Below are 18759 nucleotides of genomic sequence, written 5' to 3'. Positions count from 1 at the left end.
GGTTTATCCGTTATCAATAACACCGTTGTTCAGCAATGACTCTACAATCTCGTTGGAGCTGAGACCGTTGAAGTCGATTGAAGTACCTAAGTTTTCCACGACAATAGTCTGCTGAACATTTGCATCCGTCGTAATGTTCAGAGAAACACTTTCCGTCGATGCATCGTAGTCTGCTGAAATGTGACCAAGCAGATCATCCATGTCGATCATTGAGTTATTGAGATCAGAGATAACTTCACGTAAATCGATACTGTCTTCGTTAACAGTGAAGTCAGTAATGGTATCCACTGCCCCTTCATCAACGGAATCTACCGTCCACTTGAAGATATCGCTGCCGTCTCCACCCGTTAAGATATCTGAACCTAAGCCACCGATAAGCACGTCATCACCATCACCACCCAGAATAACGTCGTCACCGTCTCCACCAATCAAGTTGATACCTGTGTCTCCGCCGACTAAATAGCTGTCGTCCACTGCGGTTGACTGGTCAATATCGTCGCTATCACTACTCACATCCAAACTAATTTGGACAGGTGAAGACTGCGCTTCATCGCCATTAGATTCCGTTGATATCGCCGTAAGCGAAATATCGTAAGAACCGACATCAATACCACTGTTAGTATCTGTTGCGACAATTTCTAGCGTATCAATTTCATCGCTTGGTACTGTCCAAGTGGTACCATCGAAGCTAATACCTGATGGAGAAACGCCACTTGTTACCTCAGCACTAGCTGGTACGCCCGTTAGCTCCAAAGACAGCACCTCGGCAATATCAGTAAGCGCCGCCATGATTCCGACAATCGCTAAACCTTGACTGCTCGCGGTTTGGCTAGCCGCAATTTGACGAATGTAATTAAACTGAGGATTGATACTCAATGTAGGTGCATCAGCTACAGGTGTCACATTGATAGTGAAATCTTGATTCGCTTCCAATGCGGTACCCGCATTTTCGAAGTACACGCCGTTGTCTTCGACTTTCACCGATAAAGTGATTGAAGCTGCGTTGACATCTCCTGCATCCACAAATACACCCTCAGAAGCGTCTGTTGCTCCAAGAACGGAGTTAATATTATCTGGTGTGCCCATTAGGGTGATTTCACCAGCCATCCCCGCCCCAACAGTCACACCACTACCTGCTGGCGGCTCGACACGAAGGTCGCCCTCGGTAACTGTAAGAGTCACCGTCATGATTTCATTCGCCTGCGCACCAGTGAAGTCGATGTCACTTACACTAATACCCGTTATTTTCTGGCCATCGGCTTCGTTGATCGTATCCGTTACCGATGTTGCAGTGATTTCAGGTGCGTCATTGGTCGCTTCAACATTCAACACTGCTGTGCCCGCGATTGTAATTGGGTCTGGAGCGCCGTTAGTGGTTCCGTCATCTGTGATTTCATAAGTGAAATTAACGTCACCAAAGAAATCTGCTGCGGGTTCAAACGTCCACTCTGTCGCACTCACTTGAGTCAGCGTGCCGGAAGCTGGGTCCACTAACGCAACATTATCGACGGTCAAGTTGTCTGACTCAGGATCACTTGCGTTGCTCAGCAACTCAGTAGCCGTAATAGTTACCGAACCACCATCTTCTTCGGTACTACTCAACGTTACCTCTGATGTTACCGGTGCATCGTTCACCTCAGTGACTTCGAAGGTCGCCGTTCCTGACACCGTTTGAGGATCTGAAACACCGTTCGTTGTACCGTTGTCGGTAATGTCGTAGGTCAAATCGACCTTGCCGTTGTAGCCAGGCGCAGGAGTAAATGACCATGTACCTGTTACGTTGTCGAAATCCAATGTGCCGCTGCTTGGATCAACCAACTGGACATTGCTCACCATCAAGGTGTCGTTTTCAATATCAGACGCATTCGCCAACAAATCAGCTTGGGTAATATCAACCGCCGTACTGTCTTCTGCGATATCAGAAAGTGTCACTTCAGACGTCGTTGGAGCATCATTGACTTCCGTTACGTTGAACGATGCGCTGCCGTTAACCGATTTAGGATCTGATGCACCATTTGTCGTGCCATCATCTGTAATGGTGTACGTGATTTCAACTGGACCGTTGTAATCTGGTGCTGGGGTAAATTCCCACTCTCCCGTGCCACTGTTGAAAGTAATGCTGCCCGAATTCGGATCCGTTAACTGAACATTGCTGACCGTGAGGTTATCGTTCTCTACGTCTGTCGCATTCGCAATAAGATCCGCTTCAGAGATGGAGAACACACCACTATCTTCTTCAATATCCGGTAGCGTCACTGGCGTAGTTTCTGGGGTATCATTCACCGCTGTCACTTCAATATTGAAGCTGCTGCTGTTGGTATTTAGGGTGTCATCTACCCCACCAATGACGATACCTTCATTACCTTGGTCATCGACTGTCACGTCCACCTGAACGTCACCAAAGAAGTTCAGGTCTGGATTAAACTCAATCAGACCGTCTGCAATGGCATTGTTTAGATCGGCCACTGTGCCTTTCAGTTCAACGGAGTCCGTACCATCACCGCTCACGGTTAGGTTGTAAGTAGCGATGAGCGTTGGATTAAGCTCCAAGATACCGCTGTCGACGTTCACATTGAGTACGTATTCAGCATTCGGATCATCGAGTACGGCATCAATATCGGTAATGCTGAAACCATCAAGCAGCATTGGCGTATCTTCTGGTGTTTCCACATCCACGGTATTGACGAACTCTGGACGATCGTTCACTGCTTCAACATCAACAGTGACATCAAACTCCTCTGCGGAGCCCAAGCTTTGACTGCCATCGAGCCCAGTATCAACGGCTTGCACTTTGAAATGCAGCGAACCATCCCATGAGTTATCGTTGCGATCCCCAGAATTAAACACCACTTGATCCAAGTCTTGAGCATTGATTTCTAAGACAAAAATGCCGCCGCCTTGGTCAGTAAACACTGTCCCATCAGGTAATGAAACACTCGCCCCATCAGGGACATTGGAGACCTCAACTCTCAGCGTCTCTGGATCATTTTCCTGGTAGTTTGCACCATCTCCGATGGACTCTTTGTTATCAACCACTAACGCATTTACATTAATAACAATGTCTTCGCCCTCATTACCTGCAGCCGAAGTATCGGGATTCACATCAACATCATCACCAATAGGATTGACAATAAGCGTAAAGTTGTTGTTTCGTTCCGTTGGAACTTGTAGCAACTCCTCTTGAATGAAGACCGTAATACCTATCTCAGCCTCGCCACTAAAGTGTTTTGGCGGTTTAATTTGGATGTCACTCAGGTCAATGGACGTCTGAGTGAGATCTTTTAGTTGAATACTCCATTCGCCCCCACCGTTGTTCTTAACAACATAATCAGAGGAATTGGATTTAACGATAAAGTCATCAGGAAGCCCCGTTAACTTGAGTGAAACGAAACTCTCAGAACCGTCATTATCGTTCAGGCTGATCGAAACACCAGAGCCCGATTGATTCAGCGAAATTAAAGTATCTTCGTCACCAATCACCGTGATTGGCTGCGTCGGATCGGCACCTATAATGGTAATGTCATCAACGACTGGCGTAACTTCAAATGTGACATCGTCAGTGAAGGTTCTCACATCTATATTATCGCCAGAGTTATTCAAGATAGACTGATCAAACACAGCTTCATCAGTAATTTCTCCCTCGATATTAATCTTGACGGTATTTTGGCCACCACCTACGGGGTAATTTTCTTTTGGCTTAAACAGAACATTGTCAAGCGCACCAGCTAAAATCTCAGCTTCATTAAACTCAATACTGGTTCCTAAGCTGTTACCATTGGCATCAACAAACTCACCTAATGTTGTGTCATCAAGCTCTAACTTGATGTTCGTTAGTGTTTCTCGACCACCTTGAGTGTTGTTAAATTGATCGGCAAAATCAACACTCAAGTTAAGTTGGATTAAGCCATCTTCGTAACCAACACCATCCGCCGTGGGAACGTCGTTATTTAGATCAGTCACAGGTTGTTTGTTTGCATCCAAGCCGAAAGTACCGACGATATCTACTCTTACATTTGGTGTGACATCGCTATCCAACGGCTGATCCCCGGCTGAACTCGGAACGTCTGCAACCGGTAAAACCTGAACTGGAAACTGGACATTATTTTCTTTTTCATCACCGGACTCAGTGTCTTTAGTGACAAACCGAATTGGTAATTCGAAATCACCTGCGTAATCTTCTGCCAAGTGCATCGTCAAGCCATCAAGGCCAGTAATATTTCCACTCGCATCGATATGGGCTTGGAACACGTATTTACCATTGACAAAATCAACATCCGTCCCCGTGATCACCAAACCAGGAGGAATGCCAGGAGCTGTCGGGTCGACGATAATAGTTAAGACATCTTCCACACCATCTGCATTAATCGCATCGACTTTCGACGTCAACTGAGCACCAAGGTTAATAGAATTGTCTTCCAACGCTTGAATTTGGACATCATCAGCCACCTGAATCTCTGCCGCTACACTCATTTTCGGTGTGAGGACGGTTGGAAACTCTAGTGTCACATCCGTTTGACGCACGACCGTCGCATCTCTTTCGTTGCCCAAATCCTCGCCCAAATCATTTACTTCTGCGTAAATGGTTAAGCCAATTTGAGAGAGACCACCGTTATCGCCATCGTCACTGTCATCGTTTGGTGTTAAATCAAGTCCAGACGGCGCTTTAATTGAGAAGTTGTCTTCATTGGTTACTGTCCAACGACCTCCACCTTCATTTAGTGCACCGACGATAACCAATTGGTTGAGGATCTCAGGGTCCACATTGTGAAATTGAACAACAAGTTGAGTCACCACTTCATCTGAAGACACATCAAACTCTTGATATTTAATGATATGAGCACCAGATTCGCCCCCCATAGAAGTGTTGATCGTAAAGTCAATGTTACCTTGATCGTCTGACTTCACGATATCGGTAGCACCACCACCACTTTCAGTGACAAGCAGACGGGTTTGGTCATCTATTGCCCCCGTTTTATCCTCTGGCTCAACGATTGGATTAACTTGGACATTCACCGTACCATTGATGGTTTTCTCAGCGATACCTTCACCGGGATTCGAAGCGTCAACATATTCATGGTCAATCTCTTTCACAGTGACGGTCGTGGTCAAGTCAAAGTCAGTACTTGAATCCTGCTCCAACTGGACTTGAACATAGCCACTTTGAGAGATTTTAGCGGAAAAATCTTGCTCTGATTCACCGGCTTGCGGTGAAAGCGTTAGTGTTCCAGAAACAAGCGTTTGTGCCACACCATCTACATAGACCGTGCTGCCTGGAGGAAATCCAGAGATGGTTACATCACTAAAGAATTCATCGGTATCAGGGCTTTGTACGAGCGTCGGTTTCCAATCGATGTCAAAGCGCGTATCTTCATCTCCCTCAGATCGAACAACGTAGTTATCTTGAGCGTCAATAACGGGTTCGACCTTGATCCTTACCTCTCTTTCAATCACACGACTATGACCATCATTTTCGGTAACAATGATCGTCCCTGTAATCGCAATGTTTTCGGTTGAAGAGGCTTCTGGAATAATTTGAATACCGGAATTAAAATTCAGCCCAGTGATGTTTGCTTCGTAAATCGGTTGACCGTTACCATCATAGCCAACAAAGGTGAGGTCAACGCTTGAACCGTCTGAATCTACGACACGAACACCATCGGGGATGTTGGACAGGATAACAGTAATGGCTTCTGAATCATCCAGAGGTCTATCGGCAACTTCACCTGATACAACCGAGAAGTTGAGGTTTACAACACCATTCTCTTCAATAGTCGTCTCTATCCCGGCCACATCTCCGTCTACGAATCGGTTCCAAACGTTCCCCGCGTCAATTAATACCGTGTCTGGTATGTCAGCAACACCTTTTACACCAACGATGACAGTCTTACTGCCCAGTGACAACACATCTTCTGTCGTACCGGTAGACAATGATGCTGTGTCTTTCACAATGCCTTCGACATTGAAAGTAAAGTCATCATTGCTGTGCAACGGAGGAAGAACTTCGACGTTCGCTAATTCAGACTCTGGCACTTCGTAATAAAGTACATTGCCGCCTGAGTCGGTCACTTCTACTATCTGACTTGGGTTTGCTGAGTCCAGCCACACCAAAGTAACCCCATCAATTGAGAAGTTAGAAATGCGCACAAATAACGCTTCAGAACCATCTAAGTCCGCTGATGGTTTCATGGTGATCACTTCACTTAATTGGAGTGGGTCGTGATCAGTGACAGGGTCTACCGTATTTTGAGTTCGAGCATTATCCTCAAACACATTAATTCGGTTTACAGTAAAACTACCTTTATCCGCAACTGGGTTTACATCAATAATGATGGTTTCGGTTTCTGAGCGAGCGGTATCTTTCCCAAGCAGTGGATTGTTGTTTTCCGTCGTAATAGCGGTGACATCAATTCTGATTTCGCTCGAGAAGTTATCTATCGGATCAACTTGAACTTCATCAATTCGGCTTGCATCCACCAGATAAACACCACTGGATTTTGGTATCGCACTACCATCTGAATAGACTAACTCTGCGTTACCTTCTCCTTGTGTAAAGACAAGCTCGTACACAATGCCTTCAGGGTTACTAGTGTCTTGGGTTTCAGCCGTGATGTTAAGTGCGACATTGTTTCCATCTTCATCAACCGAGTAGTTAAATTCGCTGCTTGCCGTCCACGTTGCAATATCTGCAACGGCAGCAACTTCAATGTCTAAACGACCATTAATCGTATGATCTGGCGTACCATTGTTAAGAATTTCCACGCGGATACGAGGATCGATACCAGAAGGATCGGTTGATGTATGACGATCTGGTACGAAGTACAAGTTATCTAGCGAGACAAGCTCACCATTGAATGACTGCTCAACATTTGATGCGTCGAGAACAACCGTATTGCCCACAGATGTTAATTCAATGTAGTTGCCACTGCCGTCTCTGTAGTAGAACGTACCGTTGTGAGTATCAGCATCTCGAATAGTGATGTCACCTAAGCTCTCGTTACGGTCGATATCGTGTAAATTGATAACCAAGTCGACTTTCGCAGGGCTAACATCCAGCGTCGACAAGTTGTCCTGAGTATTTGCAGAGTCAACGCCCACAACGACACCATCACGCCCTTGGTCTTCGAACGCAGTAACGGTAGACGTGTCAATTTGCGCATTGCGGTCTCTTATCGAGATATCCACATCGGCATCTGCGATATCGCCATCACCATCGGTTGCAACAACGTTGATGGTGAAATCAATCGAGTCGGTTTCGGTATGGTCAAGGTCGTCATTCGGACGGAATGACACACTGCCATCGGTTCGAACAACCAAACGACCGATTTCAGTATCCACTCCGTCAAGAACCTTGTGAACAAATACGACTTGGTCGCTGCCGTTCAAATCGACAGAATCAGAATCAACACCGTTTTGCTTAAAGTAAATGCCTGAATCATCAGCCGAGAATGAAGTCACTTGTGCGCCGTCAGCACCAAGGTCATCATCCCCCTCTACAGGGTCTCGGAATAAACGAACCGTGCGGCTGCCTTGCCCCTCAACACGCGAAATAGATGCATCGTGCAAGGTTGGAACATCATCGGTAATCGTCACTGGTAAGTTAATACCTGCCGTATCACCATCGACATCGGTCGCAAAGACTGGGAGATCAAGTATGAGTGTATCTTCGCCTTGAGTTGAGTGATCTAGCGCACCCTCAAGCGTAAACTTGTAAGAGCCGTCAGCGTTCAAAACTAGTGTGAACACTGAGTTACCATCAGGTGTTTGACCTTGATAAGTAAAGTTGTTGTTGCTTACCGCGGTTTGAACTAACGTCACCGCAAAACCACCTGAAGTTACTCCTGGTATCGGGTTAGAAGTAAGATCCAGCTGATAAGAGACAACGGTATCTGCCCCTTCCACCGTATCGAAATTGCCCGTTGCTTCTAGGCTGTCTTTGTTGGTTGCCTGAGAGCCGTTGGCAAGGTCATCCTCATCAACAGCCAAAGCATCTGCTGATTTAATTTCGGGAATGTCATCAACTACGGTAATTGGAAGATTCAGTGATGATGACGTGTCACCATCAAAGTCTGTTACTGTAATTGGAATATCAATGACAAGGTTGTTTTCACCTTGAACAGCGTCATGGTCGATTGGTCCCAACAGCTCAAATTGGTAGCTGTCATTATTCGCATCAAGAGACAGCGTGAAGATCTTAGTTGATGTGCCAGTAATAACCGCTTCGTAACTGGTTATTCCACCATTCGTGCTTACTAGATTCAACTCGATGCTGCTGCCGTTCGACGTTAAACCAGACACGACTGCATCGAGGTCTGAAACTTGGTAGCTGACAATCTTGTCTGCACCAGCAACGACCTCAAATCCGCCGTTCAATACCGTTGAATCACTACTTGTCGTGTCAGAGCCACCGGAAAGATCATCTTCATCAACGGTTTGTTGGCTAGAGTCTGTCACTTTCACAATCGCTGGGACATCGTCCACCACGGTGATCGGCAAGGTGATGTTATTGGACACATCGCCATCAAAATCAGTCGCGTTGACTGGGAAGTTAATGACCAACGAGTTTTCATCGTTACCCGCAGGATGATCAAGTGCACCCAACAGTTCAAATTCATAACTGTCTGCTGAACCATTTAGCGTCAGTTTAAAGACGGTGTCCGTCGTACCTTGTACATAAGCTCGGTACTCAATCACACCGTTTGAATTTGAAAACTCAACCAACTCAAGCGGTTGACCACCTGAGGTAAGGCCAGAAACAGGCGATGTTAAACTATCCAACTGGAAGCTAACGATAGAGTCGGCACCATCAGTAACGTCAAAGTTGCCACCAATGATATTGGATTCTGGCGTGTCGTCCGAACCTTGGCTTGGAATATCATCCTCATCCACAGACAAGGTACTACCAGAGCTAATAGCATCAATGGTTGGTTTGTCATCTACGATCGTAACTGGCAAGGTCGCAGTGATGGTATCGTTGTCGCCATCCGTGATCTTCACAGGTAGATTCAACAAAATCTCATCAGAGTTAACCGCGTGATCTAACTGACCAGATAACTCAAAGTCGTATTTACCATCTTGATGAAGTGTCAACGTGAAGACCGTCACTCCACCCGGAGTTTGTCCCACGTAAACAAGCGCGTCAGCAGTTGAAGCGCCAACGTCTTGAGAAAGTGTTACCTCTTCTCCACCCGATTTCAGGTTCGGAATAGGATTTGAGCTCAGATCCAATTCGAAAGCATCAATACCATCTGCGCTAGTGACTTCGAATTCACCTGATACCGTTAACGGCTCTTTAGTGCCATCAGAACCAAGAGGTAAGTCATCTTCGTCGACACGTAGACTTTCAATATTGGTAACAACTGGAACATCGTCCACAACGGTAATTGGCAATGTGAAGGCTGGTGAAGTATCACCATCATTATCTGTCGCCGTCACAGGGAGGTTAATAACAATCTCGTTTTGCTGATTACCATCTGGATGATCAAGCGGCTTCTGTAAATCGAACTCGTAGGTGTTGTTCGTTGCATCCAACGTCAGTTCGAAAACCACTTCAGCAGGATTGCCAGCGACACCTTGGTATACGTTCACGCCGTTTGCGCTAGAAGACAGAACTAAGGTGATAGCGTCACCATCTGAAGTCAGTGACGCAACTGGCGTGGTCAGGTCACTCAGCTGAATAGAAGCAACTTGGTCAGCACCTTCGGTGATATCAAAAGTACCTGAAATAACAGTATCTTCTGCACTTGCAGCATCCGTACCTGCTGGTAGGTCATCTTCATCAACGGTTTGTTCGCTGCCTGCTAGCAAACCATCAATGGTCGGAACATCATCCACAACCGTAATTGGTAAGGTGATGTTGTTCGACACGTCTCCATCAAAGTCAGTCGCGTTTATCGGTAAATTTATGATCAGTTCATTCTGGCCATCAGCATTTGGATGATCGAGAGGAGCGAGCAAATCGAACGTGTAGCTGTCATCAGAGGCATCGAGGGTTACACGGAATACTGGTGTCGTCGTGCCATCAATACGAGCTTCGTAAACTGAAACGCCACCTGCGTTTGATACTTCAACCATAACCAGAGATTGACCACCAGAGGTCAGGCCTTGTACTGGCGTCGTTAGGTCAGAAACGCTGTACTCGACAATGCCATCAGAACCATCAGTCGCGATGAAGTTACCGGCAATGCTGTTCGACTGTGTACCATCAGATCCGATTGTTGGGATATCATCCTCATCAACCGTTTGCACACTTGTTGCTTCGATTCCACCAAGTGTCGGCTTGTCATCAACGATCTTGACAGGAATTGTCTCAGCAGAGGTATCGCCATCAAAGTCTGTTGCGATGATTGGGAAGTTCAGTGTCAACTCATCACTATCTACTGCGTGGTCGATTGGACCTTCAAGCGTGAAGTTGTAACTACCATCAGTATTCACTATCAGAGTAAAGACCGCTTCAGTACCCGCTGTCGCCTCGTAAGTAAAGCTGCCATCACCATTTGCGGTTTCCGTCAGTGTGACTGCCACGCCTTGTGATGTAAGGCCAGCCACTGGTGTTGCAGACGCGTCAAGCTGATAACTTACCACTCGGTCCGAGCCTTGTGTGGTAGTGAAGTTGCCATCGATTGAAATCGGGCCAGTCTGATCTGAGCCAATCGTGCCTAGGTCATCTTCATCAACGGTAATCGCATCGACATCGGTAATGGTCGGCTTATCATCCACAATGGTGACTGGGATCGTTTCTGTGGTGGTATCACCATCAAAATCCGTCGCGATGATTGGGAAGTTCAGCGTCAGCTCATCACTGTCTACCGCATGGTCGATTGGACCTTGAAGCGTGAAATTGTATGAGCCATCCGTGTTTACTGTTAGCGTGAAGACCGACTCAGAACCTGCCGTCGCTTGGTAAGTGAAGCTACCATCACCGTTTGCAGTTTCCGTCAGGGTCACTGCCACACCTTGCGATGTTAGACCATCAACTGGCGTTGCAGCAGCATCCAATTGGTAACTCACCACCCCATCAGAGCCTTGCGTTGTAGTGAAGTTGCCATCGATTGAAATTGGATCTGAGCCGTCAGAGCCAATCGTCGCTAAGTCATCTTCATCCACACGGATCGCGTCTACGTCAGTGATGGTTGGTTTATCGTCAACGATGGTAACAGGCAGTGTTTCTTTCGACGTATCGCCATCAAAGTCTGTTGCGATAATCGGGAAGTCGATTTGCAGGCTGTCGCTATTCACCGCATGGTCTAATGGACCTTGCAGGGTAAAGGTGTAGCTGCCATCTGGCTTCACAACCAATTCAAATACGGCATTGCCATCTGCTGTGGCAGTGTAAGTAAAGCTGCCATCACCATTTGTTGTCTCAGCAAGCACGACAGGCTCACCTTGAGAGGTCAACCCTGCTACTGGATCTGCTGTTGCATCAAGCTGGTATTTAACAACACTGTCCGAGCCTTCAGTTGTGGTGAAAGAGCCCGACATAAACGCATCATCGTTTTGGTCTGAGCCAATTGAGGCAAGGTCATCTTCGTCTACTGTTAGTGGGACAACGTTATCGATGGTTGGAACGTCATCAGTAATCGTGACTGGAATAGTCGCGGTTGTCGTATCGCCATCAAAGTCTGTTGCAATGATTGGGAAGTTCAGAACCAATTCATCGCTGTTTAACGCGTGATCCACCGGCCCTTCAAGGCGGAAATTGTATGTGCCATCAGCATTAACATTCATGGTGAAGACCGGATTGCCATCCGCGGTAGCCACGTAAGTGAAGCTGCCATCAGCATTCGCAGTCTCTACCAAAGTAACAGGCTCACCTTGAGAAGTTAAACCTGAAACAGGATCAGAAGTTGAATCAAGTTGGTAGCTCACCACTCGGTCTGAACCTTGAGTAGTCGTAAACGCGCCTTCAACAAACACAGCGTCAGTTTGGTCTGAGCCAATGCCTGATAAATCATCTTCATCAACAGCCAGAGGCACAACATTATCGATGATTGGCGCATCATCCGTAATGGTGACTGGAATGGTTGCCGTGGTCGTATCACCATCAAAATCGGTGGCAATAATTGGGAAATCAATCGTCAGGCTGTCTCTGTTAGCGGCATGGTCAATCGGGCCTTGCAGCGTAAAGTCGTACGTACCATCTGTAGCGACATTCAACGTGAAGACAGGATTGCCGTCAGCGGTAGCCACATAGGTAAAACTGCCGTCACCATTCGCGGTTTCCACCAAGGTAATCGCCTCACCTTGAGATGTCAGCCCCGCAACAGGATCTGCTGTTGAATCCAGTTGGTAGCTCACCACTCGGTCAGAGCCTTGTGTGGTCGTAAACGCGCCTTCAACGAACAGATCGCCGCCTGGGTCTGAGCCCACACCGCTAAGGTCATCTTCATCGACACTCAACGCATCCACCGCTGTGATGGTCGGTACATCATCAACAATCGTGACTGGAATGGTTTCAGTAACGGTGTCGCCATCAAAGTCGGTTGCGATAATTGGGAAGTTAAGTGTCAACTCGTCACTATCAACCGCGTGATCAATCGGCCCTTCTAGCGTGAAGTTATAAGAGCCATCAGTATTCACAGTCAGCGTAAAGACCGCTTCAGAGCCCGCTGTTGCTTCGTAGGTAAAACTGCCATCACCATTTGCAGTTTCTGTTAGCGTGACAGCCACACCTTGCGAGGTTAAACCGTCAACTGGTGTTGATGTGCCATCGAGTTGGTAGCTCACCACTCGGTCTGAACCTTGCGTGGTGGTGAAGTTACCATCAATAGAAATCGGGTTGCTTTGGTCTGAGCCAATTGACGCTAGATCATCTTCATCAACCGTAATGGAATCCACGTCAGTAATAACTGGCTTATCGTCTACGATCGTCACTGGGATAGTGGCATTTGTGGTGTCGCCATCAAAGTCGGTCGCGATGATTGGGAAGTTCAGTATCAACTCATCACTATCTACTGCGTGGTCGATTGGACCTTCAAGCGTGAAGTTATAGCTACCATCAGTATTCACTGTCAGCGTAAAGACCGCTTCAGTACCCGCTGTCGCCTCGTAAGTAAAGCTGCCATCACCGTTTGCGGTTTCAGTCAGCGTGACGGCCACGCCTTGTGATGTAAGGCCGTCAACTGGTGTTGCAGAAGCATCAAGCTGATAGCTCACCACTCGGTCCGAGCCTTGTGTGGTGGTGAAGTTGCCATCGATTGAAATCGGGTCAGTTTGATCTGAGCCAATCGTGCCTAAATCATCTTCATCAACGGTAATCGCATCGACATCGGTAATGGTCGGCTTATCATCCACGATGGTGACTGGGATCGTTTCTGTGGTGGTATCACCATCAAAATCCGTCGCGATGATTGGGAAGTTCAGTGTCAGCTCATCACTGTCTGTCGCATGGTCAATTGGCCCCTGAAGCGTGAAGTTGTATGAACCATCCGTATTCACGGTCAGCGTAAATACGGCTTCAGTTCCTGCTGTCGCTTCATAAGTGTAGCTACCGTCGCCGTTTGCAGTTTCCGTCAGCGTCACTGCCACACCTTGCGATGTTAGGCCATCAACTGGCGTTGCAGCAGTATCTAATTGGTAGCTTACTACCCCATCAGAACCTTGCGTTGTAGTGAAGTTGCCATCGATTGAAATTGGATCTGAGCCGTCAGAGCCAATCGTCGCTAGGTCATCTTCATCCACACGGATTGCGTCTACGTCAGTGATGGTTGGTTTATCATCAACGATAGTGACAGGTAACGTCTCCGATGAGGTGTCGCCATCAAAGTCTGTTGCGATAATCGGGAAGTCGATTTGCAGACTGTCGCTATTCACCGCATGGTCTAGTGGACCTTGCAGTGTAAAGTTGTAGCTGCCATCTGGCTTCACAATCAATTCAAATACGGCATTGCCATCTGCCGTGGCTGTGTAAGTAAAACTACCGTCGCCGTTAGCAGTTTCAGCAAGCACGACAGGCTCACCATGAGAGGTCAACCCAGATACTGGATCTGCTGTTGCATCAAGCTGGTATTTAACAACGCTGTCTGAGCCTTCAGTTGTGGTGAAAGAACCCGACATAAACGCATCATCGTTTTGGTCTGAGCCAATTGAGGCGAGATCATCTTCGTCCACCGTGAGTGGAACAACGTTGTCGATAGTTGGAACGTCATCAGTAATCGTGACGGGAATGGTCGCGGTCGTCGTATCGCCGTCAAAGTCTGTTGCAATGATTGGGAAGTTCAGTACTAATTCATCGCTGTTTAACGCGTGATCGACCGGCCCTTCCAGACGGAAATTGTATGTGCCATCAGCATTCACGTTCATGGTGAAAACCGGATTGCCATCCGCGGTAGCCACGTAAGTAAAGCTGCCATCAGCATTCGCAGTCTCTACCAGAGTAACTGGCTCACCTTGGGAGGTTAGCCCCGAAACAGGATCAGAAGTTGAATCAAGTTGGTAGCTCACCACACGGTCTGAACCTTGGGTAGTGGTGAACGCGCCTTCAACAAACACAGCGTCAGTTTGGTCTGAGCCAATACCTGATAAATCATCTTCGTCTACAGCCAGAGGCAAAACATTATCGATGATTGGTGCATCATCCGTAATCGTGACTGGAATGGTTGCCGAAGTCGTATCACCATCAAAATCGGTGGCAATAATTGGGAAATCAATCGTCAGGCTGTCACTGTTAGCTGCATGGTCAATCGGGCCTTGCAGCGTAAAATCGTAAGTGCCATCTGTTGCTACGTTTAAAGTGAATACCGGATTGCCGTCTGCGGTCGCCACATAAGTAAAGCTGCCATCACCGTTGGCGGTTTCCACCAAGGTAATCGCCTCACCTTGAGACGTTAGCCCCGCAACAGGATCAGCCGTTGAATCCAGTTGATAGCTCACCACTCGGTCAGAGCCTTGAATAGTGGTAAACGCGCCTTCAACGAACACAGCGTCAGTTTGGTCTGAGCCCACGCCGCTAAGGTCATCTTCATCGACACTCAACGCATCCACCGCTGTGATGGTCGGTACATCATCAACAATCGTGACTGGAATGGTTTCAGTAACGGTGTCGCCATCGAAGTCGGTTGCGATAATTGGGAAGTTGAGTGTCAGCTCATCACTATCCACCGCGTGATCAATTGGCCCTTCTAGCGTGAAGTTGTAAGAGCCATCAGTATCTACTGTCAGAGTAAATACTGGGTTGCCACCCGCAGTCGCTTCATAAGTGAAACTACCATCACCATTTGCGGTTTCTATCAGTGTGACAGCCACGCCTTGCGATGTTAAACCGTCCACTGGTGTTGCTGAAGCATCGAGTTGGTAGCTCACCACTCGGTCAGAGCCTTGTGTGGTAGTAAAGTTGCCATCAATAGAAATTGGATTGCTTTGGTCTGAGCCAATTGACGCTAGATCATCTTCATCAACCGTAATGGTGTCGACGTCGGTAATAACAGGCTTATCGTCCACGATTGTCACTGGGATAGTGGCATTTGTGGTGTCGCCATCAAAGTCTGTTGCGATGATTGGGAAGTTGAGTGTCAGCTCATCGCTATCTACCGCGTGGTCGATTGGACCTTCAAGCGTGAAGTTATAGCTACCATCAGTATTCACCGTCAGCGTAAAGACCGCTTCACTACCCGCTGTCGCCTCGTAAGTAAAGCTGCCATCAGCGTTTGCGGTTTCAGTCAGCGTAACTGCCACGCCTTGTGATGTAAGGCCGTCAACTGGTGTTGCAGAAGCATCAAGCTGATAACTTACCACTCGGTCAGAGCCTTGTGTGGTGGTGAAGCTACCATCAATAGAAATCGGGTCAGTCTGGTCCGAACCAATCGTGCCTAAATCATCTTCATCAACAGTAATCGCATCAACATCGGTAATAGTTGGCTTATCATCCACGATGGTAACAGGCAATACGATTTGGCTTGTGTCACCATCGAAGTCTGTAGCAATAACGCTAAAATCAAGGGTTAAGCTGTCGCTATTTGCCGCATGGTCAATTGGACCTTGCAGCTCAAAACTGTACGAGCCGTCGGTATTCAAAATTAATGTGAAAACTGCACTGCCATTTGCCGTTGCGCTGTAGGTGTAACTGCCATCTGCATTTTGCGTTTCGGCAATGGAAACGGTTTGACCTTGAGATTGCAGGCCATTTAAAGAATCAGCGTTTACATCCAACTGATACTGTACGACGCCATCAGAACCTTGAGTTGTCGTAAACTGACCTTCGACCAGCGTTGACTGTGATTGGTCAGAGCCTACCAAACTTAAGTCATCTTCATCGACGGTAAGAGCGACAACGTCATTAATGGTTGGCACATCATCGGCAATGGTTACCGGTAGAACAAGTGAACTGGTGTCACCGTCAAAGTCCGTTGCGACAATAGTGAAGTCTAGAGTTAAGCTATCGCTACCCACAGCATGATCGATTGGACCTTCAAGGGTAAATGAATAAGAACCGTCAGGGTTCACTTGTAAGGTGAAGATAGCGTCCCCTTCTGCCGTTGCAGAATAGGTAAAGCTGCCATCTGAATTGGTTGTTTCCGTCAGAGAGATAGATCGCCCCTGCGATTCCAACCCATTGAGTGGATCAGTGCCGCTCTCTAATTGATAACTTACAACACGGTCTGAGCCCTGAGTCGTCGTGAAGCTACCTTGCGCGAACACAGAGTCGCTTTGATCGGAGCCAATGCTTGATAAATCGTCTTCATCGACGGCTAGCGCATCAACGCCATCAATCGAAGGAACGTCATCTTGAACTTGAATGACAATTTGCGCAGCTTCTGGTGTGTTCGAACCTTCGGTAATAGAGGAGCGGTCACCATCCGCATCTACCGCGTAAACTGGCAGTGAGAAAGTGAGCGAGTCATCGTTAGCACCAGTATGGTCAAGTTGTTCATACAAGTTGAATTGGTATTCGCCCAATGCAGGTGCATCAATCGCCACATCAAATACGGTAATACGCACACCATCCAGCTCGATGAAGCCTTCGTAAGTACGTACGCCGTTACTCTCGGACGCTAGTTCTAGTTGAACAACCTGCCCTTGAGATTGGAGTTCTCCACCAACATTGAACTCTGTAGGTTCCAACTCATAGTGATCAATGATGTCACTTCCGACCGCTGTCGTGATCGACCCAGTACCACTTGTTACTGCCGCGCCTTCCTGTGAACCTTGGTCAACCCCCGCCTCATCTAAAGACAAGCCCGTCACGTTCTCAATCACTGGGTTATCGCCATCGAGGATGGTCATCGTAAAGGTGTTGCTTGCCGTATCTTGGTCATAGTCGACGATTGTGGTTGGTAAAGAGAGCTCAATCGTATCTTCACCGTTTGTTTGTTCTAACGGCTTAAATTGCTCAAATTGGTAGGTACCATCAGTATTCAGACTGATGGTTAAGACGGTTTCATTCGAGCCAGCAATGGACAAGGTGATAGTACTGCCGTCTTCAGAGAGTACCGCTTCTGTCGCCTGATTATCACTCAGTAGGCCATCGAACTGACTAAGTCCTTCTTGATTAAACGTGACCGTTGCCAATTGATCACTACCAATATCAACAAAGGTGCCAGTAATTGGTGTAGAAGAAGATTCAACGTTTTCAAAAGTAACGTTTTGCGGCGCAGGATCATCGCCATCAATAACGGTTGTCGTAAAATCGATAGGCGCTTGAATGCTGTTACCACCAATATCTGCACCTGTAATATCAAAAGCAATATTGATTTGATCACCGACGATCGATACTTGGCCATCAGCAACAGACGCAACATGGTCAACGCCCTGGCTAATCGTGGTAACGACTTCTAACTCTAAATCACGGCCTACAGATGTCGCTTCGATCTCGATACGAAGCACTTCGTTACCTTCTTGAGTACCGATAATGGCATTTTGCGCTTCGTCATAAACGAACGCCACTGGCTGACCACCAGAGGTAATATCACTGTTAAGCTCAGTCAACAAAGACTCTAAAGAAGACGTTTCGGGTACAAATGAAGCAGTATCAAGTGCGAGATCCCCTGCTTCAACCAGCACACTAGACGAAATGGTTTGCGGGTAGCTTGATAGAGAAATTGAGCCTTCTGTTACGCTAGATTGCAGTGACTGCCCACCATCAGCAAAAATCGTGACATTCAAACCGTCATCTTCGTCGCGAGCATCTTCTCCGCTGCGAGTCGCAGACGTTTCAAAAAAAGTAGAAGCGAGTACTTCCGGGTTATTATATTCAACCGTCACGTAGCCAGCATTAGCCGAGCCTTCAGCACCTGCGCCAGCAGCTGTTGCTTCTAAGATAGCGGTAGGGTCAGCTCCGTCTAAAATAGCTTGCTGGATAGCGGCAATATCGTTGGCGTCGAAGTCAGCACTTCCAATAGCCGTTGGGTCAAAAGTCACCAAGCCATTAACTGGAGATTGTACCAATACTGGTTCTAACGGTTCAGAAGAAGGCACAGGAAGACAAGCAACACAATTTGCATCGACCAGATAAAGCTCATTATTTATCTGTACGTCGAGAGAAGCATTATTTTCTGTGATAATAATCTCGCCAGGTCTTAACTCATCCCCCGCTTTTATGACCTTAACGTTTCCATCCAGGCCCAAAACCAAAACTTCACCTTTGACAGCATTTACAATCGCGCTCTGCGGTACCGTGTGCGTACTCATCTGACCTCCGCTAATGGCTTACGTTTCCCATTAACCTTTTTAGATAATTTCTTATTAATTTAGTGCGGCATACTGCACACCTTTATACGATTAAACTAAGTATTGAATCATTAAACAATCGATAAATACCCTACTACC

General features: G+C 47.2%; 1 protein-coding gene. It reads right to left on the bottom strand.

The genetic code is table 11. The annotated features are described in order from the left end of the window. Nucleotides 1-3 precede the first annotated feature (3 nt). Complete coding sequence (locus tag R7O12_RS12345) at nt 4-18621, bottom strand: retention module-containing protein (protein ID WP_318125882.1); 18618 nt, start codon at nt 18619-18621, stop codon at nt 4-6. Nucleotides 18622-18759: the final 138 nt, after the last annotated feature.

The organism is Vibrio sp. Vb1574 (assembly GCF_033338675.1).
Note: the sequence above shows the minus strand (reverse complement) of the source record. Positions and strands in the feature narration are given on the sequence as shown.

What these genes read in the sequence shown, in the direction of transcription:
- R7O12_RS12345 (WP_318125882.1), bottom strand. Translation starts at nt 18,621, where the DNA reads ATGAGTACGCACACGGTACCGCAGAGCGCGATTGTAAATGCTGTCAAA.